This is a genomic window from Pseudomonas mosselii, assembly GCF_003205295.1.
GTDB classification, from domain to species: Bacteria; Pseudomonadota; Gammaproteobacteria; order Pseudomonadales; family Pseudomonadaceae; genus Aquipseudomonas; species Aquipseudomonas mosselii_B.
Genome location: NZ_QJRP01000020.1, coordinates 52,917 through 74,517 on the forward strand (window position 1 = coordinate 52,917; position 21,601 = coordinate 74,517).

Below are 21,601 nucleotides of genomic sequence, written 5' to 3' on the forward strand. Positions count from 1 at the left end.
GCGCGAACATCGTCAGACCGATGGTGCACTCCAACAATAAGAAACCAGGAGTCTGACGATGCGCGATTACGCCGAGGCCGCCCGTTCGTTCGACCATGCCCGGGCCGCCACTGCGGCGCTGCATGGCAACCTCGAGGCCCTCAACGCCTGTGTCGAGTGCTGCGACCGCCACACTGGCAGCGACAAGCCCGCCCTGGTCTGGGAAGACCGTGATGGCAACAGCGGGCGCTATACCTTCGATCAGCTGCAGGCCCTGGCCGCACGCTTTGCCAACGTGCTCAAGGCCCAGGGCGTCGAGGCCGGCGACCGGGTCGCCGGGCTCATGCCGCGTACCCCCGAATTGCTGGTGACCATCCTCGCCACCTGGCGCTTGGGCGCGGTCTACCAGCCATTGTTCACCGCTTTCGGCCCCAAGGCCATCGAGCACCGTCTTGAGCAGTCCCACGCCAAGGTGGTGGTCACCGACCGCCACAACCGGCCCAAGCTCGATGAGGTGGCGGACTGTCCGACTGTCGTCACGGTCGGTGCCGTCGAGGGCGAACTGGACTTCCATCGCAGTCTCGCGGCCGCCGCCGGCGATTGCGCGCCAGTGATGCGTACTGGCAACGATCCTTTCCTGCTGATGTTTACCTCGGGCACCACCGGCCCGGCCAAGCCGCTGGAAGTACCATTGCGCGCCATCGTCGCGTTCCAGGGCTACATGCGCGACGCCATCGGCCTGCGCCCGGACGACAACTTCTGGAACCTGGCCGACCCCGGCTGGGCCTATGGCCTTTACTATGCGGTCACCGGACCGCTGTCACTGGGCCACGCCACCACCTTCTACGACGGCCCGTTCAGCGTCGAAAGCTGCGCGCGGGTCATCGACAAGCTGGGTATCACCAACCTGGCAGGCTCGCCCACGGCCTACAGGCTGCTGATCGCGGCGGGCAGCGCATTCTCGGCGCCGATCAAAGGGCGCCTGCGGGTAGTCAGCAGTGCCGGCGAACCGCTCAACCCTGAGGTGATCCGCTGGTTCGACGACGAGCTCGGCGTGACCATCCACGACCACTACGGCCAGACCGAGCTGGGCATGGTGCTGTGCAACCACCATGCGCTGGCGCACCCGGTGCACCTGGGCTCGGCCGGCTTCGCCATTCCCGGCCACCGCATCGTCGTGGTGGACGAGCAGGGCAACGAACTGCCTGCCGGCCAGCCCGGCATCCTTGCGGTGGACCGCGAGCAGTCGCCGCTGTGCTGGTTCGCCGGTTACCAAGGGCTGCCGACCAAGGCCTTCGTCGGTAAGTACTACCTGTCCGGCGACACCGTCGAGCTCAACCAGGACGGCAGCATCAGTTTCGTCGGCCGCAGCGACGACGTGATCACCACTTCAGGCTACCGGGTCGGCCCGTTCGACGTGGAAAGCGCGTTGATCGAGCACCCGGCCGTGGTCGAGGCGGCGGTGATCGGCAAACCCGACCCGGAACGCACCGAGCTGATCAAGGCCTTCGTGGTGCTGGCCCAGGGTTACCTGGGCAGCGCAGAGCTTGAGGAAACCCTGCGCCAGCATGTACGCCAGCGCCTCTACGCCCACGCCTATCCGCGTGAAATCGAATTCGTCGGCGAGCTGCCCAAGACCCCGAGCGGCAAGCTGCAACGCTTCATCCTGCGCAACCAGGAAATCGCCCGACAACAAGCCGCGCAGCCGATCGCTGCGGGCGCCTGAAGGAAGACCGATATGCTCATCACTCAAAAGAATTTCATCGTCAGCGGCGCGGCCTCGGGCCTGGGCGCCGCCACCGCGCAGATGCTCATCGAGGCTGGCGCCAAGGTCATGCTGGTCGACCTGAACGCCGCGGCCGTCGAGGCCAAGGCCGCCGAACTGGGCGCCAATGCCCGTTTCGCGGTGGCCGACATCAGCGACGAGCAGGCCGCCAAGGCGGCGGTCGATGCCGCCGTCAGCGCATTCGGCAGCCTGCACGGGCTGGTGAACTGCGCCGGCATCGTCGGTGCCGAGAAGGTCCTGGGCAAGAACGGCCCGCACGCCCTGGGCAGCTTCGCCAAGGTCATCAACGTCAACCTGATCGGCAGCTTCAACCTGCTGCGCCTGGCCGCCGCGGCCATGGCCGAAGGGCCGGCGGACGAGGGCGGCGAGCGGGGTGTCATCATCAATACTGCCTCCATCGCCGCCTACGACGGCCAGATCGGCCAGGCCGCCTATGCTGCCTCCAAGGGTGCCATCGCCAGTCTCACCCTGCCGGCGGCCCGCGAACTGGCCCGCTTCGGCATTCGCGTGATGACCATCGCCCCCGGCATTTTCGAAACCCCGATGATGGCCGGCATGACCGACGAAGTACGCGCCTCGCTGTCCGCCGGCGTGCCGTTCCCGCCGCGCCTGGGCCGTCCACAGGAGTACGCAGCGCTCGCTCGTCATATCATCGAGAACAGCATGCTCAACGGCGAAGTGATCCGTCTCGACGGCGCGCTGCGCATGGCTGCCAAGTAAGGAGAACCGAACATGAGCCTGAACCACGATCCGATTGTCATCGTCAGCGCCGTGCGCACGCCGATGGGCGGCCTGCAGGGCGACCTCAAGAGCCTGACCGCGGCGCAGTTGGGCAGCGCGGCGATCCGCGCCGCCGTCGAACGTGCCGGTATCGATGCCGCCAGTGTCGAGCAAGTGCTGTTCGGTTGCGTGCTGCCGGCCGGCCAGGGCCAGGCACCGGCACGCCAGGCGGCGCTGGGTGCCGGCCTGGACAAGCACACCACCTGCACCACCCTGAACAAGATGTGCGGCTCGGGCATGCAGGCGGCGATCATGGCCCATGACCAACTGCTGGCCGGCAGCGCCGACGTGATCGTCGCCGGTGGCATGGAAAGCATGACCAACGCTCCGTACCTGCTGGACAAGGCCCGTGGCGGCTACCGCATGGGCCACGGCAAGATCATCGACCACATGTTCATGGACGGCCTGGAAGACGCCTACGACAAGGGCCGCCTGATGGGTACCTTCGCCGAGGACTGCGCGCAGAAGGGCGACTTCAGCCGTGAGGCCCAGGACGCCTTCGCCATCGCTTCGCTGACCCGTGCCCAGGACGCGATCAAGAGCGGCCGCTTCGCCGCCGAGATCGTTCCGGTTGAAGTCACCGAGGGCAAGGAGAAGCGCGTCATCAAGGACGACGAGCAGCCGCCCAAGGCGCGCCTGGACAAGATCCCGCAGCTCAAGCCGGCCTTCCGCGAAGGCGGTACCGTCACCGCGGCCAACTCCAGTTCGATCTCCGACGGCGCCGCCGCGCTGGTGCTGATGCGTCGCTCAGAGGCTGAGAAACGCGGCCTCAAGCCGCTGGCGGTGATCCATGGCCACGCGGCCTTTGCCGACACCCCGGCGCTGTTCCCCACCGCGCCCATTGGCGCCATCGACAAGCTGCTCAAGCGCACCGGCTGGAACCTGGCCGAGGTGGACCTGTTCGAGATCAACGAGGCTTTCGCCGTGGTCACCCTGGCGGCCATGAAGCAACTCGACCTGCCCCATGAAAAGGTCAACATCCACGGCGGCGCCTGTGCCCTGGGCCACCCGATCGGCGCCTCGGGCGCGCGCATTCTGGTAACCCTGCTGTCGGCCCTGCGCCAGAACAACCTGCGCCGTGGCGTGGCGGCCATCTGCATCGGCGGTGGCGAAGCCACGGCCATGGCGGTCGAGTGCCTGTACTGAGGTGAATCATGCTGGTAACTGAAGAGCAACAACAGATCGCCGACGCCGTGCGCGACTTCGCCCAGGAGCGCCTGAAGCCGTTTGCCGAGCAATGGGACAAGGAACACCGCTTCCCTAAGGAGGCCATCGAAGAGATGGCCGGCCTGGGCCTGTTCGGCATGCTGGTGCCGGAACAGTACGGCGGCAGCGACACCGGTTATGTGGCCTATGCCATGGCCCTGGAAGAGATCGCCGCCGGTGACGGCGCCTGCTCGACCATCATGAGCGTGCACAATTCGGTGGGCTGCGTGCCGATCCTCAAGTTCGGTACAGAGGCGCAGAAACAGCAGTTCCTGGCGCCGTTGGCCAGCGGTGCGATGCTCGGCGCCTTTGCCTTGACCGAGCCCCAGGCCGGCTCCGACGCCAGCAGCCTGAAGACCCGCGCTCGTCTGGAAGGCGACCACTACGTGCTCAATGGCAGCAAGCAGTTCATCACGTCCGGGCAGAACGCCGGGGTGGTGATCGTTTTCGCCGTGACCGATCCGGACGCCGGCAAGCGTGGTATCACGGCCTTCATCGTGCCTACCGATTCACCGGGTTACCAGGTGGCGCGGGTCGAGGACAAGCTCGGTCAGCACGCCTCCGACACCTGCCAGATCGTCTTCGACAACGTGCGCGTGCCGGTGGCCAACCGCCTCGGTGAAGAAGGGCAGGGCTACAAGATCGCCCTGGCCAACCTTGAAGGCGGCCGCATCGGCATCGCCTCGCAGTCGGTGGGCATGGCCCGGGCCGCATTCGAAGCGGCGCGCGACTACGCCAACGAGCGGCAGACCTTCGGCAAGCCGCTGATCGAGCACCAGGCCGTGGCCTTCCGCCTGGCCGACATGGCGACGAAGATTGCCGTGGCCCGGCAGATGGTGTTGCACGCCGCCGCCCTGCGCGACGCCGGGCGTCCGGCACTGGTGGAAGCCTCGATGGCCAAGCTTTTCGCCTCGGAAATGGCCGAAAAGGTCTGTTCGGACGCCTTGCAGACCCTGGGCGGTTATGGCTATCTGAGTGACTTCCCGCTGGAGCGGATCTACCGCGACGTGCGGGTCTGCCAGATCTACGAAGGCACCAGCGACATTCAGCGCATGGTCATTGCGCGCAATCTTTGAAGGAGCAGACTGCATGGCATTCGAAACCATCCTGTTGGACATCCACGGCAAGGTCGGCCTGATCACCCTCAACCGCCCCCAGGCGCTGAACGCGCTGAACGCGCAGATCGTCGGCGAGATCAACCAGGCCCTGGACCAGCTGGAGCGTGACCCGAACATCGGCTGCGTGGTGCTGACCGGTTCCGCCAAGGCCTTTGCCGCCGGCGCCGACATCAAGGAAATGGCCGAGCTGCAATACCCGCAGATCTACGTCGAGGACCTGTTCAGCGATGCCGATCGCATTGCCAGCCGGCGCAAGCCGATCATCGCCGCGGTATCGGGCTTCGCCCTGGGCGGTGGCTGCGAGCTGGCGATGATGTGCGACTTCATCCTCGCCGCCGACAACGCCAAGTTCGGCCAGCCGGAAATCAACCTCGGCGTGCTGCCGGGTATGGGCGGTACCCAGCGTCTGACCCGCGCCGTGGGCAAGGCCAAGGCCATGGAACTGTGCCTGACCGGCCGCCTGATGGGCGCCGAGGAAGCCGAGCGTGCCGGCCTGGTGGCGCGCATCGTGCCGCAGGCGGAGCTGGTGGAAGAGGCGTTGAAGGTGGCCGCGACCATCGCCAGCAAGTCGATCCCGGTGAGCATGATGGTCAAGGAAAGCGTCAACCGCGCCTTCGAGGTCACCCTGAGCGAAGGCGTGCGCTTCGAGCGCCGGGTGTTCCATGCCGCGTTCGCCACCGAGGACCAGAAAGAGGGTATGGCTGCGTTCATTGCCAAGCGCGAGGCGCAGTTCAAGGACCGCTGACGGGAAGGGGGCGCAGCCTGCGCCGCGCCCCCTGGCTTACAAGTCGAAGAAGTATCGGGCGGCGGCCGCGCTGGTGATCGGTGCGCGATAGACGTCGAACACCCTGCCGCTGTCATCGCTGTAGCGCTGGCCCGGCATGTGCCGTTGCTCCGCGGTCTTGAGATGCCCAGCGGTGAAGTCGGCCTTGGCCGTGCTCATCGAAGGGTAATGGAAGTGCGCGTACCACAGTACCTTGCCATCATGGCTGATGCTGTACTCGTCGAGAAAATCGGCGGGCCGGCCCTTGAGCCTGGCCAGTCGATTGCGTGCTCCCTCGGCCCGTAACTGCAAGTGTCCGCCATCGACCAGGTACATGACTTCACCCATGCGCGGTTTCTGCGTGAGGGCGGCTGACACGCGTAGCCGCGTCGCCGTTCCCTGCAACTCCTCCGCCAGCCTGCGCAGGGATCCGGCGACCCGCTCGGCATCCTTGCCACCACGGGCCTCGTCGGTTTCGTTGTCCTCGGTCAGGCGTGTCTCGATGGCATCGACCCGTTCGAGCAGGCGGGTGCGTTGATAAAGCACGCTCTCTTCTATCTCCACCGGCAGATAGCGATTCGGATGCGCTTGCAGACTCGACACCTCGTCGTGGGTCTGCGCAATCAACGTGTCGCTTTCCTTGAGCAGGCGCTTCAGGCTCATCTGCGTTGGACGGGAGGCGGTCTGGGCGGGTTTGAGCTCCACCCAATTGCCATGCTTGAGGTGATAGGTACGTGCGGGTGTCCTGTTGTCCGGGCCAGGGATGTCGACGGTATTCGCATCGTCGCTACGAGGCTCGGCTAGCAGGAGCCCGTGCTCGGTGGTCTCGATCAGCCCGGGCACTTTCTTGCGCAATTGTCCCAGCGTGCTGAGCGGAGGGTAGTCGGGCAGTTCGTCCAGCTCTTGGCGGTTTTGCGATAACAGCCAATCGAGTTGTTCCTTCATCTGCCGCGTCGTCTGCTGCGCTGCATCGCCTTTGGCCAATTCCGTGAATATCTCCAGTTGCCGCGCCGCAGTCTGGAGATGTTCGATGATGCTGCGTAGCAGCCTGGCGGTGATTTCGTCATCGGCACTTTCCAGCTTGAAGAGCCTCGCACGCTGAGCGATACCCAGTTCGAAGCTGCCCCAGAAGCGGTCTCTCCAATAGCACGCCTCTTCGCTCAGGCCATGGACCAGCGTCATGCGGTTGAGCAACCCCTCGAGCCGCAGGAAACGCAGGATCAGTTCCCGTTCCTGGGTCGCAGGCATGCTGCTGGCGAGGTTTCGCCATTGCTGGATCTCAGGTTGGTGGGGGCTGGCCAGCTTGTTCAGCTCATCCTGGCAGTGGAGCAGGCGTCGATTGTTGTCGATCATCCGCTCAATCAGGGGCGCCAGCCTGTCCAGGCGGGCGGCGATGATATTGACGTCCGCGGGGGTAAGTGTCTCGCCGGCCTGCTGGAGGCGGGCAGCTTTGAGCAACTGGCCCCGATCAGGTTGATAACGCAGGTGCAGGACCTTGCGCAGCAGCCGCTGGCAGAAACTGTCCTGATACAGCGCGAAGGCATGGACTTTCTTGAACTCCTTCACCGGTTGCAAGGTGTTGCGCTGTTTCAGATGTTCGATATGCGTTGCCCAGAATTCCGACAGCGTGTCGAGCTTGTCCTGGCAGGTCTGCAAGCGGGCGTCGTCGAGCGGTGCGGCCACCAGCTTCTCCAGGGTGGTCTGTTCCCGGATCCTGGCGTCGATGACGTCCTTGTCGGCCTTGATCTGTTCGTTAGCGGTACGCAGGGCGCTTTCCTTTTCCAGTTGCAGCTTGCGGATCTGCTCGGACAGCGGCATGCCGCCCTTGAGCGTCAATCTCAGGTCCAATTGCCAGCGGTCGGCCTCGTCGCGGCGCAGCCAAGGGCCTGCGGCTTGGTCGGGGCCGACGATGCGCATCTGGTTGCGAGGCATGTCGAGCATGACCTGGTAGAGGTTGCCGTGCAGCAGTGCATAGAGCTTGTCACCCTGCAGGTACAGGCCACGCAGGGCGCCTCTGGGCAGCGGTTCACCGAGTGAGGCGGTATTGGTATCCGCCCGCAAGGCTCGCAGTGCGGTGCTTTGCACGGCAGTCAAGGTTTGGGTGGGGCGCGTCCAGCTGAAGTCGAGATGGAGCGAAGAGGCGGCCTGGACCACGCTGGGGGGCACGGGTTTCGGCTCGGATGCGACCAGAGGCATGACCGGTGCGCCAAGCGTGCGTGCCTTGCCGCTTTGCTCATTCAGGCGGGTAATCGAATGGACGGCCAGCAGCAGGGCGATATTGACCAGCAGGTTGACCTCTGCCAGCTCGTGCCCGGTGGGGTCGTGTTCGGCATCGGTGCTAACGAATTCGGCCAGTGCCTCTTCCATCTGCGCCAGCCACGCCACCTTGCCCAGGGCGCCTCCCGCCAAGGGGAGCAGGGTGTTGAACAGCAGCCAGCCCAGCTCTTTCCAGCGCGTCCAGCGGGTCTGTGCGCTCGTCGAGGCATGCGCTTCAAACGTCTGGATCGATTCGTTGACGCAGGCAAGGTAGAGGTCTGCGCCGAGGTCGTTGGAAGGCGATTCGATTGTCAGTTCCACCGGAGCTGGCCTGCCGAACGGGATGGCGCTGGTGTCATCCAGTGGAACGAACAGGTGAGGTTCGAGGAAGCCGCCATGGGCATAGAACCTGCGGTCTTCGGCCGGAAGGCGTTGCAGCAGGTCATCCTGCAGGGCGCCAGGGGTACTGATGGCGACGAACAGCGCCAGCCGATCGCTGAACTGCAACAGGCTGTCCTCGTGCAGGGGACGGTACAACAGGCAACTGTCGGCGTTGGGTGACCGTGGCTCGATGAGCCAGGTGTTGCGTGGATGATCCACTGTAGAGCCAGGCGCCTTGAGCAGACCCAGCGGTCGGATGACCCAGCGCTTCGGGTCATCGTCGTCTGCGGTGCTGAACACCTGGGCGATATGGCTGGCAACGTCCTGATCCGGCAGTTTTCCGCGCAGGTAAAGCTCCTGCGCCAGTGCGGGCAATTGGCTGGCGAGTTGCGCAATGAGCAGGCGTTGACGCTGCCCGCGTTGGGAGATGTCATCCAACAGCTTGCTGCGTAGCATGGCGGGGTATGCGCTGGCGATGTCCAGCTCGCTGACCACTGTGCGCAGGTAGTTTTCGTTCAGCCAGCCAGGCAGCAGGTCTGCGCTGTTCGAAAGCAACTCCACCCGTCCGGGCTTGAGCAGGCCGATGTTGGCAATGGCCAATTGGGCGAGGGAGAAGGTGACGGGATTCACCTTGCCCGTGCTGGTAAGCCCTGGGCGCGCGGCGGGGGCGGCGATGGTCTGGTAGTTGACGACCCTGACCTGCCCAGGGTCGAGCGGGGCACCCGGATAATCCGCCGTGAAGCGCGCGGCCAGTTGCCGATTGGCGAAGTCCTCGGCGTTGTCGACACCGTCGAGCCAGAATTGCCCGCTGGTGTTCTGACAGGACTGGGCGACGTCGAGCAGCAGCGTGCTGTAATGCAACAAGGGCTGGCTCCTGGCGTTACGCAGCCAGTCCGGCAGTAGGGCCGATATCGCGTTGCGCTGATTGGACTCGGCTTCGCTGCACAGGTCGAGCATGGAGGTAAGCCGGTCCAGTTCCAGGCTCATGTTGATGGCGTCGAGTCTGCTTCGATAGGCCGTGGCGCGATGGTCGATCACCCGTAGTTGCTGTTCCAGCACGCCCAGCGCCATGCTTTCGAAGTCCCCTTGGGCGGTCCGATCGATGCTGACTTCCCGAGAGGTGGTCAGGGATCTCGTGGGCCAGTATCGACCGATGCTCTCCAGCATCTCCTGGCGGGAAGGGAAAGCGAGCAGCTTGCCTGTCAGGGTATAGAGCAGGGTCAGGTTGCGCTTTGGGTCGGCATCGCTGTGTTCGATCAGCAGTGCGCTCGCCAGGTCGTTGTCCAGCGTCCCATCCTTGGAAAAGTCCACGGCAAGCTGTGAGACGCTCAGGCCGGCTGCATTCTGCCAGTTCCTGTGATCGGGGTCGGGGTAGGCATGCACCAGCCTGGCGACGGTCAGGGCGAACGCGGGTAGGCTGCCAGCGCTCTGGTGGGCCTCGACGGCCTCCAGAAAGCGCTTGCGAAGGTCTTCGGCGTACCAGCGCCAGGGGGTTTCACCACTGTTGTCGAAGCGGCTCCAATAGCTTGCCAACGATTGCTGATACACCCCGAGCAATAACGGTGCGTTGTCATTGACCAGCAACTCCACCTGGTGCAGAGGCATGGTCACCTGCCAGGCAGGATCACCATCGACGCGGGTGGTGAGGGTATCCTCGCCAACCGTGAGGTTGAGTGTCCGGCGCATGCAATAGCGCTCGGCGAGCACATGCGACAAGGGGCGAACCCACAGGTTGCCGGAACGTGGATTTCGGCTGGCGAGATAAAGTGCCCTTGGATCATGGGTGACGTTCGGTAGATAATGTGGCCACTGAGCGGCGAGGATATGGTCTGCGGCGTCGAGCAGCTCGGGACGTTCGCTGAACCGCCGGGCAATCTTGCATTGAAGCGGGCTGGAGCGGGCAAGGCGTAGGTGCGGTAGGTCGTTCATGATCAAGCCTCATACGTGAGTAGAGGCCGTATGAAGCGTATTTGCGACGATTTGTGGTCACTAACCCGATACCTCCAGCCGTTGCGCCGTTTGCGTTCAGGCGTGATGGAAGGCGGTATTGTTACGACATATTGCTTCCTGGCCGTCGCGAAGCGGCAGGCGGCGCACCAGTAGGCGGATTCCTGGCCATTTCGGACAAATCCTCCGTCATTTATGTTGCCCACTGCGACGCGGCACCTTAGACTGCCGCCCCCTGTAAAAGAGTGCCGGTTGGCGCTTGAAGAATTTCGCTACCGACGATACGTCGTCGGTGGCACCTGAATCGCCCAAATGCACATTTTTCATAGAGAAGTCGATGACCAAGGAACAGTTGCTGGCCATGTCGGCCGATGACTACATGAACGCCGAGCAGCTCGCGTACTTCACCGCGTTGCTGCAGGCGATGAAAGTCGAAACCCACGAGCGCATCGAACTCAGCCGCAATTCCATCGAAAGCCTGGATACCCCATCGGATCCCGCTGACGTGGCGTCGGTCGAGGAAGAGCGCACCTGGCTGGTCAATGCCATCGATCGTGACCAGCGCCTGCTGCCGCAGCTGGAGATGGCCTTGGACCGCATCGCCGATGAAAGCTTCGGCTGGTGCGACGACAGCGGCGAGCCGATCGGCCTGAAGCGCCTGCTGATCAGCCCGACCACCAAGTACTGCATCGAAGCCCAGGAGCGTCACGAGCAGCTCGACCGCCACCAGCGGCAGATCTGATCCAACGCCTTGCGCAAGGCCCCACGGAGTGATCCCTGGGGCCTTCGTATTTTCTTGCCTTGTATCAATGGCTGGCCGGCTGCATCCAAGTGAGCGTGGATAATGGCGTTATAGTGGCGTTTAATGTCGTCACAATAACGACATGCGGATGGATCACGAAGATGATGCGAGAAGGATCTCTGCCGGCCAGCGAAGCAGCGCGGGCCACCCCCTCTCCTGCGGGAGCCGTCGTCGCCCTGTTGCAGGGCGTTGTGCTGTGCGCGGTGTTGGCGGCCATGGCGTTCGCCGGGCTGTCCTTGTACCTGGCCTTGCCGTTGGCGCTTTCGGTGCTGTGGTTACCGCGTGCGCGCAAGGCGGTCGTCGTGCAGCCGGCGCCTGCACCTGCCCAGGAAGGTTCGCTGCTTCAAGAATTGGCCCGTGGCACCAGCCATAATGCGTTGTCGGCCGCTGCAGTGGCCCACTCGGTACAGCAACTGGCCGCCCGGGTGCAGTCGCAGCTTGGGGCTGCCCAGGACATCGTCGGCAGCGCCGAGATCATGATCACCACCGAGGAGCAGACTGCCCAGCTAAGCCAGCAGGCACTGGAAGCTGCTCGTTCAGCCCACGGCAGCAGCGTGGTCGGCAGCGAGGTGCTGGCCGAATCCATTCAGTGCATGCGCGATTTGAGTGTGCGCGCTTCGGCCAGCCGCGAGTTGATCGAGGCCTTGCATCAGCGCAGCGAGGATATTGCCCGGGTCACGCTGGTGATCCAGGGCATTGCCAGCCAGACCAACCTTCTGGCGCTCAACGCCGCCATCGAGGCGGCGCGGGCGGGTGAACATGGCCGTGGCTTCGCGGTGGTGGCCGACGAGGTGCGCGGTCTGGCCGGACGCACCGCCAGCGCCACCGAGGAGGTGGGGCAGATGGTCGCCGACATCCAGGCGCGCACCGCCCAGGTGGTGGCGCAGATCCGCACGCTGGCCGAGGACCTGGGCAAGGGTGTCGGCCAGGTCGAGCAGGCCGGTGGGCAGCTGGCGCAGATCGCCAGCCTGGCAGCCAGTGTCGAGGGCCAGGTGAGCGAAATCGCCGGGGGCACCCAGATCAATCAAGCCCAGCTCGACACCCTGTTCCAGGCCGTGGCCCAGGTGCGCGGCGATCTGGAGGTCAGCGACCAGCAGACCCGGCGCCTGGCCAAGGCGGCGGTGCAGATGGAGGGGCAGGTGGAAAGCCTCAGCGAACGGTTGGCCGAGGTCGGTCTGGACGCTTACCACCAACGGGTGTTTGAGCTGGCGCAGGCGGGCGCGCGGCACATCGGCGAGCGTTTCGAGGCGGATATCGAACAGGGACGCATTGGCCTGGACGATCTGTTCGACCGACAGTATCGGCCGATTGCCGGCATGCAGCCCCCGCGTTTCACCACGCGCTTCGACCACTACACCGATACCGTGCTGCCACAGCTCCAGGAGCCATTGCTGCAGCACGATGGGCTGGTGTATGCCATCGCCTGTACCCAGCAGGGCTATGTGCCGACCCACAACAATGCCTTCAACCAGCCACTGACCGGCGATATCGCCAGCGACACAGCGCACAACCGCAGCAAGCGCATGTTTGACGACCGCACGGGCGCCCGCTGCGGCAGCCATCAGCAGCGGGTGCTGTTGCAGACCTACACGCGAGACACCGGAGAGCTGATGCACGACCTGTCGGTGCCGATCTTCGTCGCAGGCCGGCACTGGGGTGGCCTGCGTCTGGGGTATCGGCCCGAACCCGGGCTCGACTGAGGCGATTTGTTGCCTGGGATGTAACACTGCTGTTCTGCCTTGCGCTTTATTTGTAAGCAGTACAGGACGTATCATGGACACATCGTTAGGTGGCTAATTAAATTCCGGAGGGAATTATGACGAGCCGAGTCGAGGTGGCCGTGATGATCGGTAGTGGTGTGCCACGGTCCTTGCAGACCTTGGGCAAAAGGGTGTGCTGGGTGGTACTGGTTGACGGCGAGCGCCGTGGAACCGCCTTCGCCAGCCGCGACGAGGCCCTGGAGTGCCAGGCTGCGTGGCAACAGCAGGTGGATAGGAACCATGCGGCGTGAGCCCTCAGCGCTCCAGGTAGCGTGCGAGCTCCCAGGCGTCCTGGTAGCGTTGGCGGAATCCGTGGACTTTGCCCGAGTGGGTTTCAGTGATGTGGAAAAAGCCGATACCGGCGGCCACGACGCTATACCGGGATATGCCTGGCACGGCCGTGCGACAAGAAATGCTACGTGCCTCTCGACGGAATTCGGTGTTTTCGTGCATATTCCTGTACCTGTAATGCGCGATGAAGGGGTGGGGCACACTTGAGCTGAAGTGTCGCCCTCAGTAGTCGCATCTTTCCTGACCCTTTAGCTGTCAGGTATTACGTTTCCTATTTGCGGATAGTTTGCCGAAGCACGCCGGATGTTCCAGCGGGGAAGTGTTCCCTGCTTGGCGTATCGTTCGTGTGCGTGGATCTTCGCTTACCGAATCCATGGTCCATCGGACTTCGACTTTGAGTGGCTGCCACCCCACGCCCAGCGGCGTGCGCGGTGCGGCCTGCTGTAATTGATGTGAGGAGCTTTTCATTGGCAGTCAGTACTCTGGATACCCATGCGTTGTTCGCCCTGGGCGATTTGCGCGCCCAGTTGGTCAAGTTGTTCCAGGGGCGCTTCGTGTATGTCACCGAGCAGAACCCCGAAGGCCTGTACATGGCCGAGATCGATACCGACGACGCCATGGTGGTCGACGACAAGCAGCGCCTGGAGTTGAAAGTGGGTGACCACTTCCGCGCCGCGGTGCTGCCCAGCCGCGAAGGCGGCAAGCTCGAACTGCGTTTTCGTGAGATCAAGTTCAATGTCTACGGGCAGGGCGACTACGCCTTCGTTTCCGTGCCCGAAGGCGAGGCCATCGTGTTCCGTGAAGGGCAGGGCGTGATGCTGGTGTTTGCGGCCCAGCAGCAGGTCCAGGAAGGCCTGGGCAAGCTGCTCAAGGCGGTGACTGGCAAGGTCGCCAAGTGGCGCAAGGGCGAGCTGACCACCTTCAAGGCCAGCGAGTGAGCGACGAGGACACGCCCGCATCGCGGGCCGATTTCCACCGTCAGCACCAGGCCGGGGCGGTCGAACAGGCCGAGCGCCTGCTGGCGCGCCGGGTTGAACTGCAGGGCGCTTGGCTGGCCTGGGTGGCCGGCGAGCTCTACCAAATGAGCCCGCCCCCCTTCGTCGCCATGGTGCGACGCGAGTTGCAGCGCCTGAGCCAGGCCTGAGGCTCAGTTCCCGCGATCGCGTCCGCTGCTGACTTCTTCCGGCACGTCCTCGCCCGAGGTGCGCTTGCGAAACAGCGCGGCCCTGGCCAGCAGCAGGGTGGTCACCGGCACGGTGATCGACAGCAGGATCGGGATCAGCCAGGCGTGCAGCACCGGGCTCTGCTTGAGCATCGAGAAATACAGGATCGAGGCCAGCGCCACGCACCAGGCGCCGATGGTCGAGGCCAGCGCGGGCGGGTGCATGCGTTGGAAGTACTCCTTCAGGCGCACCAGGCCGATGGCGCCGATCAGCGCGAACAGGCTGCCGGTAAGCAGCAGGGCGGCCGTGACCAGCTCCAGCCAGAACGGCAATACCAAGGATTCGTTCATTCGATCACCTCGCCACGCAGGAGGAACTTGGCCAGGGCGAAGGAGCCGACAAAGCCGAACAGGGCGATCAGCAGGGCGCCTTCGAAGTAGGTGTCGCTGGCATAGCGTATCCCCAGCACCAGCATCATCAGCATGCCCAGGATGTAAAGGTAGTCCAGTGCCAGTACCCGATCCTGGGCGGATGGGCCGCGAAACAGCCGGATCAGCGTCAGGCCCATGGCCAGGGCGAAGATGAACAGGCTGGCGAGGACGGCATTGGCAAGCAGGCCGCTCATTCGAAGATCTCCATCAGCGGACGTTCATAGGTGTGCTTGAAGTGCTCGATGAACGCCGGTTCATCGTCCAGATCGAACACGTGCAGTAGCAGTACGCTGCGGTCCAGGGCCAGCTCCGACCAGATGGTGCCCGGCACCACGGTGGTGATCATCGACAGCGCCGCCAGGCCGTGGGCGTCGCGCAGGTCCAGCGGGATGTGCACGAATGCCGAGCGCGGTGGCGTGCTGCCGGCGCGCAGCACGCCACGGGCGACCAGCAGGTTGGAATGGATCACGTCGAGGCCGACCCGGCCGATCAGCTTGGCGATCACCCAGGGCCGACGCACGTGGGCATGCTGCGGGCGCAGCGGCGCCATCAGGATCGGCGCGAGGATGCCCAGCAGGGCACCCAGGAGCAGGTTGCCCGGGCTGACCGACAGATTGAGCAGCAGCCACAGCACGAACAGCGCGACTGACAGCAGCGGCGCGGGAAACAGTCGGTTCATGGCTGCAGCTCCAGGTCGGCGGTGGTCGGGCCAGGTACTGGCCGCGTCGACATCACGGCATTGATGTAGGCTTCCGGCGTGCGCAGGCTGGCGGCGGTGTCCTGGGTGTAGCGCAGCAGCGGCTCGGCCTTGAGGCTGAGGAAGATGCACAGGCCCAGGAGGATGACGATGGGCACGCATTCATAGCGGCGCAGCACCGGGGAGGGGCGCTCCTCGGGCTTCCAGAAGCGCTGGATGCCGACGCGGCCGAAGGCGATCAGCGAGGCCATGCCGGACAACACCAGAAGGGTGACCAGGATCCAGCCCGCGGTGCCCAGCGGTTGCTCCGGGGCAACTCCCAGCCCCTGCGGGTTGAACAGTGCGCTGATCAGGTTGAGCTTGCCGATGAAGCCCGACAGCGGCGGCATGCCGATGATCAGCAGGGCGCAGGCGATGAAGCTCAAACCCAGGAAGGCCATGGTCCAGGGAATGATCTGGCCGATCACCACCTGCTGCTCGTCGTCCAGGTTGATGCCCTTGGGCGGGTGCAGCGACTCCAGGGGCGAGGGCATCGCGTCCTCTTCGTCGTCCAGCGGCGCCTCGTTGGCCGAGCGCGAGCGCTCCACCAGCTCGGCCAGCAGGAACAGCGCGCACAGGGCCAGGGTGGAGCTTGCCAGGTAGAACAGCGCGGCGCCGGTCAGGATCGACTGGCCGAAGCCGACGGCGGCCAGCAGCGTGCCGGCGGACATCAGGATGCTCAGGGCCGCCAGGCGCTCCAGGCGCTGGGCGGCGAGGATCGACATGGCCGCCACGGCCAGGGTCGCCAGGCCGCCGTACACCAGCCAGTCGCCACCGAAGAATGCCGAGGCGCCCGCCTGGCCGGAGAACAGCAGCGTCCACATGCGCAGGATGGCGTACAGGCCGACCTTGGTCATGATCGCGAACAGCGCGGCCACCGGCGCGCTGGCCGATGAATAGGCCGGCACCAGCCAGAAGTTCAACGGCCACATCCCGGCCTTGGCCAGGAAGGCGATGGCCAGGATCGCCGCGCCGGCATGCAGCAGGCCGCGGTCGGCTTCCGGCACCAGCGGCACCTTCAGCGCCAGGTCGGCCATGTTCAGGGTGCCGGTGACGCCATAGAGCATGGCCGCGCCGACCAGGAACAGCGACGAAGCGAACAGGTTGATGGCGATGTAGTGCAGCCCGGCCTTGACCCGCGCCCGCCCCGAGCCATGCAGCAGCAGGCCGTAGGAGGCCGCCAGCAGCACTTCGAAGAACACGAACAGGTTGAACAGGTCGGCGGTAAGGAAGGCGCCGTACAGGCCCATCAGCTGGATCTGGAACAGCGCGTGGAAGCTGGCTCCGGCGCCGTCCCAGCGTGCCCGGGCGAACAGCAGGGCGCTCAAGCCGACGATGCCGGTGAGGGTCAGCAGCAGCGCCGACAGGTGATCGACCACCAGGGCGATGCCGAACGGCGCCGGCCAGTTGCCCGGCAGGTAGACGCCGATGGATTCGGCCTGGCCCTGGGTGCGCACCCACATCAGCAGGGTGACGGCGATGCCCAGGCCGAGGGCGGTGGACAGCAGGTTCAGGCGCGCCTTCAGCCAGCGGTGCTTCTCGCCGATCAGCAGCATCAACGATGCGGTGATCAACGGCAGCAGGATCGGCGCGATGATCAATTGGTTCATCCCGCTCATTCCTCACGCTCCCGGCCATCGACGTGGTCGGTCCCGGTCAGCCCGCGGGAGGCGAGCAGCACCACCAGGAACAGCGCGGTCATGGCGAAGCTGATGACGATCGCGGTGAGCACCAGCGCCTGGGGCAGCGGGTCGGTGTAGTGCAGCAGGTCGTGGGGCACGCCGTCCTTGATGATCGGCTCCTTGCCGATGAACAGGCTGCCCATGCTGAAGATGAACAGGTTGACCCCGTAGGACAGCAGGCACAGGCCCATGATCACCTGGTAGGTCCGCGGGCGCAGGACCAGCCAGACCCCGGAGGCGGCCAGGACACCGATGGCGACTGCAATGACTTCTTCCATCAGGCGGCTCCTGCTTGGCTGGACTTGGCGGGGCGGTAGGCACGCACCGACTGGTGGGCCAGGGCGGTGAGGATCAGCAGGGTCGAGCCGACCACCACGGTGTACACGCCGATGTCGAAGAACAGCGCGCTGGCCACGTGCACGTCACCCAGCAGCGGCAGGTGCAGGTGCGCGGTGTGGGTGGTCAGGAACGGGTAGCCCAGCAGTATCGCCCCGGCCCCGGTGAGGGTGGCGCAGAGCAGGCCGGTGCCCATCCAGCGCAGCGGACGCAGGCTCATCTGCGCCTCCACCCACTGGGTGCCGGCGACCATGTACTGCAGGATGAACGCCACCGACATCACCAGGCCGGCGACGAAACCGCCGCCCGGCTGGTTGTGGCCGCGCATGAACAGGTACATCGACACCAGCAGGGCGATCGGCAGCAGCAGGCGCACCAGGGCGGCCGGCACCATCATGAAGCCGAGTGCGGTGTCGGTGGCCTGGCGCGGGTTGACCAGGTCGGTGACCACGTCCGGCGCCAGCTGACGCTGCTGGGCCGGCAACTGCATGCTCTCCTTCGGTGGGCGGAAGCGGCGCAGCAGGGCGAACACGGTCAGCGCCACGGCCACCAGCACGGTGACCTCGCCGAGGGTGTCGAAGCCACGGAAGTCCACCAGCATCACGTTGACCACATTGCTGCCGCCGCCCTGGGGCAAGGCGCGACTGAGGTAGAACGACGAGATGTCGTTGGGTGTCGGACGGGTCAGCATGGCGTAGGACAGCAGCGCCATGCCGCCGCCGACCAGCACCGCCAGCACCAGGTCGCGCAGGCGCCGCAGGCGCGCGCGGTCCTGGCTGCCGGGCAGCGGCGACACGCCTTCGATCCGCCGTGGCAGCCAGCGCAGGCCGAGCAGGATCAGCACGGTGGTGACCACCTCGACCGCCAGCTGGGTCAGCGCCAGGTCCGGCGCCGAGAACCAGACGAAGGTGATGCAGGTCATCAGGCCGCAGACGCCGACCATGATCAAGGCTGCCAGGCGGTGGTACTTGGCCTGGTAGGCGGCGCCGATGGCGCAGGCAATGGCGATCAGCCAAAGTGCGACGAAGACTCCGGAGCCCGGGATCTTCGGTCGGTCGCCCCAGCTCAGGCCGCTGTACAGCAGCGGCACCAGGCCGGCGATGAATGCCGCCAGCACCAGCATGAACAGCTGGGTCTGCAGGCGCCGGGTGGTCAGCAGGCGCTCGACGCGGCGGGCCAGCAGCATCAGGCGCACCAGGCCGTGCTCGAACAGGCGCTTGCCGTTGAAGCGCTCGATCAGCGGCGGGTAGGGGAAGCGGCCGCGTTGCAGCTGCTTGCGCAGCAGCAGGTAGAGGACGATGCCGCCGGTCATGGCGATCAGGCTCATCATCAGCGGTGCGTTCCAGCCGTGCCAGATGGCCAGGCTGTATTCCGGCAGGACGCCGCCCACCACCGGTGTGGCGGCCGCGGCCAGCAGCGGGCCGACCGATTGCGCCGGGAAGATGCCGACCACCAGGCAGGTGAGCACCAGCAGTTCGACCGGCGCGCGCATCCAGCGCGGCGGCTCGTGGGGCGTGTGCGGCAGGTCCTGGGCTGGTGGGCCGAAGAACACGTCGACGGTGAAGCGCAGCGCATAGGCCACGCTGAAGGTCCCGGCCAGGGTGGCGATCACCGGCAGGGCCGCTTCGACCCAGGCGCTGGAGGTGATGAACACGGTCTCGGCGAAGAACATCTCCTTGGACAGGAAACCGTTCATCAACGGCACGCCGGCCATCGAGGCACTGGCTACCATGGCCAGGGTTGCGGTGAATGGCACCAGGCGGAACAGGCCGCTCAAGCGGCGGATGTCACGGGTGCCGCTCTCGTGGTCGATGATGCCTGCGGCCATGAACAGCGAGGCCTTGAAGGTGGCATGGTTGAGGATGTGGAACACCGCGGCGACCGCCGCCAGCGGGCTGTTCAGACCAAGCAGCAGGGTGATCAGGCCCAGGTGGCTGATGGTCGAATAGGCGAGCAGGCCCTTGAGGTCGTTCTGGAACATCGCGGCGAAGGCGCCGAGCAGCAGGGTGGCTGCGCCGGCGCCGCCGACGATCCAGAACCATTCCTCGCTGCCCGACAGCGCCGGCCACAGCCGGGCCAGCAGGAACACCCCGGCCTTGACCATGGTCGCCGAGTGCAGGTAAGCCGAGACGGGGGTGGGCGCCGCCATGGCATGGGGCAGCCAGAACTGGAAGGGGAATTGCGCGCTCTTGCTCAGGGCGCCGATCAGGATGAGGGGCAGCAGCACCGGGTACAGCGCATGCTGGCGGATGGTGTCGCCGGCAGCCAGGACCTTGTCCAGGTCATAGCTGCCGACCACATGGCCGAGCAGCAGGGCCCCGACCAGCAGGCACAAGCCGCCGGCCCCCGTGACCATCAGCGCCATGTAGGCGCCGCGACGGGCATCGGCGCGGTGGTGCCAGTAGCCGATCAGCAGGAAGGAGAACAGGCTGGTCAGCTCCCAGAAGAACACCAGCTGGATCAGGTTGCCGGAGATCACCAGGCCGAGCATGGCGCCCATGAACGCCAGGAAGAAGGCAAAGAAACGCGGCACCGGGTCCTGGGGCGACATGTAGTAGCGGGCGTACAGCGACACCAGGGTGCCGATGCCCAGCACCAGCAGGCTGAACAGCCAGGCGAAGCCGTCCATGCGCAGGACCAGGTTCAGGCCCAGGCTCGGCAACCAGAGGAACTCTTCGCGGATCACCCCGCCATCGGCAATCTGGGGGTACAGCAACGCCACCTGGACGGTGCCGACCAGGGCCACGAGCCCGGCAAGAATGGACTCGGCGTTGCGTGCGTTGTGCGGCAGTACAGCCGCCAGGCAACTGCCCAGGAAGGGCAGAAGCAATAGCACAATCAATGACATAGCGTTCTGTTCTGAGAAGTTTGCCAAGGATCATACGTGCCGGGCGGTTGATCACCAACACGCAAGCGGTTGCAGGATCCTACAAATGTGCTGTGACAAGCTGTTTTTTTATAACAGTTTCTTTCAGAGCATAGCGGCTGATCGTGTGCCTGTGGGGCTGTATTCAAACCATGCGCATTCCCTGTGGGAGCGGCCTTGTGTCGCGAAAGGGCTGCAAGGCAGCCCCGGCTATTGATGCGTCAACGCTGAATCCCTGGGGCCGCTACGCGCCCCTTTCCGACCGGTCCGACGCCTCGGCAAGGCCGCTCCCACAGGGTGCGCGTTGGCTGCGCAATCATGGTTTCCTGCGCGAAAGCGCAGCCCAAAGTGCTGGGCGATAGGCCACAGGGCGCTACAACCCTGCCTCACGCTCGCGCGCCTCATCATCCTGCAAGGTATCGGCCTCATCCTGGCGACGGATCTTCAGCTCGCTCACCACCACCGCCAGCACGATCAGCAGCCCGCCGATCAAGGCCACGCCCGGCAGGCGCTCGCCGGCGATGCGCCCGACGATGCCGGCCCACACCGGCTCGCCGGCGTAGATCAGGGTGGCGCGGGTCGGCGAGACGGACTGCTGCGCCCAGTTCATCGCCACCTGGATCACCGCGCTCATGGCCCCCAGGCCCACCGCGCTGACCAGCAGCAGCCAGGAAAAGTCGGGCAGTTGCTCCTGGGTCGGCACGATCATCAGGAACGACAGCGCCGAGGCGGTGGCCAGCTGCACCACGGTGACCCGACGCACATCGACCTTGCCGGCGTAGCGGCTGATCAGGATGATCTCGCCGGCGATCGCCACGGCGCTGACCAGGGTCACCAGCTCGCCTTCGCTGAAGTGCAGCGCGCCGCCCTCGGGGCCGGCCAGCAGCATCAGGCCGACGAAAGCCAGGCCGATGCCCAGGCTCGGCATCAGGCCCGGGCGGCGGCCCAGCACCAGCCATTGCAGCAGGGGTACGAAGGGCACGTAAAGCGCGGTAATGAAGGCCGACTGGCTGCTGCTGATGGTCTGCAGGCCCATGGTCTGCAAGCCGTAGCCGAGCATGATCGACACGCCGATGAGCACGCCGGCCTTGAGCTCGGTGAAGGTCAGCCCCGGCAGCGAACGGGCCGACACCAGGCCGACGAACAGCGCGGCGGCGGCAAAGCGCAGGCCGACGAAGAACATCGGCCCGCTGACGGTCATGACGTTGTGCACGATCAGGAAGGTACCGCCCCAGAGCATGGTGATGAACACCAGCACCAGTTCGGCCTTGCTCAGGCGCAAGGTGACAGTGGGTTTGCGGGCGGGGGCCTGGTTCAT

18 protein-coding genes are annotated in these 21,601 nt (G+C 65.2%); 10 read left to right on the forward strand and 8 right to left on the reverse strand.

Annotated elements, in window-relative coordinates; all coding sequences use genetic code 11:
- The first annotated feature begins 58 nt into the window (after positions 1–58).
- Genes DMX06_RS18365 through DMX06_RS18385 form a run of 5 tightly spaced genes read left to right on the forward strand, consistent with a single transcriptional unit; the run spans position 59 to position 5,614 of the window.
- Entirely contained in the window at positions 59–1,705 is a 1,647-nt protein-coding gene (locus DMX06_RS18365; protein WP_110738756.1) for an AMP-binding protein, read from the forward strand.
- 12 nt (positions 1,706–1,717) lie between these two features.
- A complete protein-coding gene (locus tag DMX06_RS18370) occupies positions 1,718–2,485 on the forward strand; it encodes an SDR family NAD(P)-dependent oxidoreductase (protein WP_110738757.1) in 768 nt (255 codons plus the stop codon).
- Between the two features lie 12 nt (positions 2,486–2,497).
- Positions 2,498–3,691: an acetyl-CoA C-acyltransferase gene (locus DMX06_RS18375; RefSeq protein WP_110738758.1), complete on the forward strand. Its 1,194-nt coding sequence runs from the start codon at positions 2,498–2,500 to the stop codon at positions 3,689–3,691.
- 8 nt (positions 3,692–3,699) lie between these two features.
- Entirely contained in the window at positions 3,700–4,827 is a 1,128-nt protein-coding gene (locus DMX06_RS18380) for an acyl-CoA dehydrogenase (protein ID WP_110738759.1), read from the forward strand.
- A 13-nt stretch (positions 4,828–4,840) separates the two neighbouring features.
- On the forward strand, positions 4,841–5,614 hold the full coding sequence (locus tag DMX06_RS18385; protein WP_110738760.1) for an enoyl-CoA hydratase: 774 nt from the start codon (positions 4,841–4,843) through the stop codon (positions 5,612–5,614).
- A gap of 36 nt (positions 5,615–5,650) precedes the next feature.
- On the opposite strand, the gene DMX06_RS18390 is transcribed toward DMX06_RS18385, so the two are convergent.
- Positions 5,651–10,204, reverse strand: coding sequence for a hypothetical protein (locus tag DMX06_RS18390; protein WP_146232216.1), 4,554 nt, complete (start codon positions 10,202–10,204; stop codon positions 5,651–5,653).
- A gap of 349 nt (positions 10,205–10,553) precedes the next feature.
- Between DMX06_RS18390 and DMX06_RS18395 the strand changes: the two genes are divergently transcribed.
- The 5 genes from DMX06_RS18395 to DMX06_RS18420 all read left to right on the forward strand — a co-directional run bounded on the left by DMX06_RS18395 (position 10,554) and on the right by DMX06_RS18420 (position 14,213).
- Positions 10,554–10,958: a TraR/DksA family transcriptional regulator gene (locus DMX06_RS18395; protein WP_110738762.1), complete on the forward strand. Its 405-nt coding sequence runs from the start codon at positions 10,554–10,556 to the stop codon at positions 10,956–10,958.
- A gap of 161 nt (positions 10,959–11,119) precedes the next feature.
- Positions 11,120–12,718, forward strand: coding sequence for a methyl-accepting chemotaxis protein (locus DMX06_RS18400; protein WP_110738763.1), 1,599 nt, complete (start codon positions 11,120–11,122; stop codon positions 12,716–12,718).
- 116 nt (positions 12,719–12,834) lie between these two features.
- Positions 12,835–13,029 (forward strand): hypothetical protein, encoded by a 195-nt coding sequence (locus tag DMX06_RS18405; protein WP_110738764.1) that lies wholly within the window; start codon positions 12,835–12,837, stop codon positions 13,027–13,029.
- A 507-nt stretch (positions 13,030–13,536) separates the two neighbouring features.
- The gene (locus DMX06_RS18415; RefSeq protein ID WP_110738766.1) at positions 13,537–14,007 is read left to right on the forward strand and encodes a hypothetical protein; all 471 of its coding nucleotides are present in this window, start codon (positions 13,537–13,539) and stop codon (positions 14,005–14,007) included.
- Positions 14,004–14,213 (forward strand): hypothetical protein, encoded by a 210-nt coding sequence (locus DMX06_RS18420; protein ID WP_110738767.1) that lies wholly within the window; start codon positions 14,004–14,006, stop codon positions 14,211–14,213. The genes DMX06_RS18415 and DMX06_RS18420 overlap by 4 nt, the downstream gene beginning before the upstream one ends.
- Positions 14,214–14,216: 3 nt before the next feature.
- On the opposite strand, the gene DMX06_RS18425 is transcribed toward DMX06_RS18420, so the two are convergent.
- From DMX06_RS18425 to DMX06_RS18460, 7 genes are all read right to left on the reverse strand, one after another.
- Positions 14,217–14,582, reverse strand: a complete 366-nt coding sequence (locus DMX06_RS18425; protein WP_110738768.1) for a Na+/H+ antiporter subunit G — start codon at positions 14,580–14,582, stop codon at positions 14,217–14,219.
- Positions 14,579–14,857: a K+/H+ antiporter subunit F gene (locus tag DMX06_RS18430; protein ID WP_011534656.1), complete on the reverse strand. Its 279-nt coding sequence runs from the start codon at positions 14,855–14,857 to the stop codon at positions 14,579–14,581. The genes DMX06_RS18425 and DMX06_RS18430 overlap by 4 nt, the downstream gene beginning before the upstream one ends.
- Complete coding sequence (locus tag DMX06_RS18435) at positions 14,854–15,342, reverse strand: Na+/H+ antiporter subunit E (protein ID WP_110738769.1); 489 nt, start codon at positions 15,340–15,342, stop codon at positions 14,854–14,856. The genes DMX06_RS18430 and DMX06_RS18435 overlap by 4 nt, the downstream gene beginning before the upstream one ends.
- Positions 15,339–17,018 (reverse strand): monovalent cation/H+ antiporter subunit D, encoded by a 1,680-nt coding sequence (locus tag DMX06_RS18440; RefSeq protein WP_110738770.1) that lies wholly within the window; start codon positions 17,016–17,018, stop codon positions 15,339–15,341. Before DMX06_RS18440 ends, DMX06_RS18435 begins: the two co-directional genes overlap by 4 nt.
- Complete coding sequence (locus DMX06_RS18445; RefSeq protein WP_028690551.1) at positions 17,015–17,359, reverse strand: Na+/H+ antiporter subunit C; 345 nt, start codon at positions 17,357–17,359, stop codon at positions 17,015–17,017. Before DMX06_RS18445 ends, DMX06_RS18440 begins: the two co-directional genes overlap by 4 nt.
- A complete protein-coding gene (locus DMX06_RS18450) occupies positions 17,359–20,265 on the reverse strand; it encodes a monovalent cation/H+ antiporter subunit A (RefSeq protein ID WP_110738771.1) in 2,907 nt (968 codons plus the stop codon). Before DMX06_RS18450 ends, DMX06_RS18445 begins: the two co-directional genes overlap by 1 nt.
- A gap of 391 nt (positions 20,266–20,656) precedes the next feature.
- Positions 20,657–21,601, reverse strand: coding sequence for a DMT family transporter (locus DMX06_RS18460; RefSeq protein WP_110738773.1), 945 nt, complete (start codon positions 21,599–21,601; stop codon positions 20,657–20,659).